At 35.3% G+C, this 1,972-nt stretch carries 2 protein-coding genes; one reads left to right on the forward strand and one right to left on the reverse strand.

Features of this window, described 5'->3' with window-relative positions:
- Positions 1 to 120: 120 nt before the first annotated feature.
- On the reverse strand, positions 121 to 579 hold the full coding sequence (gene dtd / locus ABUA27_RS12510) for a D-aminoacyl-tRNA deacylase (RefSeq protein WP_129982343.1): 459 nt from the start codon (positions 577 to 579) through the stop codon (positions 121 to 123).
- Positions 580 to 644: 65 nt separating this feature from the next.
- Between dtd and ABUA27_RS12515 the strand changes: the two genes are divergently transcribed.
- Positions 645 to 1,910, forward strand: coding sequence for a replication-associated recombination protein A (locus ABUA27_RS12515; RefSeq protein ID WP_502879718.1), 1,266 nt, complete (start codon positions 645 to 647; stop codon positions 1,908 to 1,910).
- Positions 1,911 to 1,972: the final 62 nt, after the last annotated feature.

The raw sequence follows: 1,972 nt of genomic DNA on the forward strand, positions 1-1,972 counted from the left end.
GTGCTCTCTTATACTACCATCATTCATTTCCTTTGTAAAGACTTTTTTTGATTTTTATTCATTTTTTGTGAAAAAATGTAAAAAAGGGCTTATACGCCCTTCTATTTGCCGATAATCGCATTATTTTCGAGGCATGATGTCATCGCTATCTAATACAATAGTAACTGGGCCATCATTAATTAACGCACATTTCATATCAGCTCCAAAAATTCCTGTTTCTACATGAATGCCTTGGGTTCTTAAACTTTTATTAAAGTAATCATAAAGCGGTGAAGAGATATCAGGCTTAGCTGCATCGATAAAGCTTGGTCTTCTTCCTTTATGACAGTCTGCATATAAAGTGAATTGAGAAATAGAAAGAATAGATCCTTCTACATCTATGAGTGAACGATTCATTTTTTGATTTTCATCTTCAAAGACTCTTAAGTGGATGACCTTTTCCACAAGACGATCTATAATTTCATGAGTATCATCATTATTAAAACCTACAAGAATCATATAACCCTTATTAATGGCACCATGTACTTCTCCATCAATTGTCACACTTGCTTCTTTTACTCTTTGTAAAACAATTCTCATATTACTCTCTCCTTATAAAATCATGTTATAATTATACATGATTCTAAAACGAAAGGAAATAAACTATGATTCATAAGACACTTGCAGATTCCATGCGTCCTATTGGACTAGATGATGTTATTGGACAAAAGCACCTTGTAGGAGATAATAAATTATTAAGACAATTTGTAAAGAAGGATCATCCAATGTCCATTATTTTATACGGACCTCCTGGATGTGGAAAAACAACTATGGCTAAAGCCCTCGCTCATGATTTAAATATACCATATCGTATATTCAATGCCTCTGCTGGTAATAAGAAAGAGATGGACCAGATTATCGCTGAAGCGAAACTTTCAGAAGGTTTGTTTGTGATTGTAGATGAAGTGCATCGTTTAAATAAAGATAAGCAAGATCATTTACTGCCCTATATCGAGAGTGGATTGTTGATTATCGCAGGCTGCACAACTGCCAATCCATATCATTCTATCAATCCTGCAATTCGCTCGAGATGTCATTTGTGTGAAGTAAAGCCCTTGAATCATGAAGAGATTGTGGAAGCATGTCAAAGAGCTGCAGTCAGCGAGAGAGGACTTAATCATCAATATGAAATAGATCAAGAAGTATATGATTATATTTCAAGAATGAGCAGTGGTGATGTTCGTTATGCTTATAATTGTTTGGAACTTGCAACTATTTATGCGCCAGATACACATATCACATTAGAAATCATTCAGGAAGCTGTTCCACGCGCCAATATGCAATTTGATAAAGATGAAGATCAATACTATGATACTTTAAGTGGTTTGCAGAAATCTATTAGGGGATCTGACCCAAATGGTGCTCTTTATTATTTTGCTAAACTTATAGATGCAGGAGATATAGAGTCACTAGAACGAAGACTGATTACAACTGCTTATGAAGATATAGGACTAGCCAATCCTAATGCTTGTATGCGTACTGTTTTAGCCTTCCAGGCAGCTAAGACAATTGGTTTTCCTGAAGCGAGAATTCCTCTAGCAAGCTGCATTATAGAATTGGCTTTATCACCTAAATCAAAATCGAGTGAAAATGCGATAGATGCAGCACTTGCGTCTTACCACAACGAACCACATAAAGCACCACAATATATACGTTTAACTCCTGTTGGTATAGATGAGGAAGATCGTTATGATTATAATAGGCCTGATTTATGGGAATATCTTCAATATCTTCCTGATGAAATTAAAGATGCTCAGTTCTATGTACCTTGGCTGACAAGCCGTTATGAAAAATCATTAACTGAAAACTATCAAAGAATTCTTAAACACGGAAGAACCACAAATATCAGAAAACTCAAAAAGGGGCTGTAACGAATAGGTAGTATTTACTACTACCTTGAGCGTTACAGCTCTTTTTCGTATATCCAAACCCA

It is taken from the genome of Catenibacterium sp. RTP21428st1_D7_RTP21428_210409 (assembly GCF_040227455.1).
Lineage (GTDB): Bacteria > Bacillota_I > Bacilli_A > Erysipelotrichales > Coprobacillaceae > Catenibacterium > Catenibacterium mitsuoka_A.

Excerpts from the sequence above, each read along its gene's own strand:
- ABUA27_RS12515 (WP_502879718.1), top strand. The coding sequence starts at position 645 with ATGATTCATAAGACACTTGCAGATTCCATGCGTCCTATTGGACTAGAT.
- dtd (WP_129982343.1), bottom strand. The coding sequence starts at position 579 with ATGAGAATTGTTTTACAAAGAGTAAAAGAAGCAAGTGTGACAATTGAT.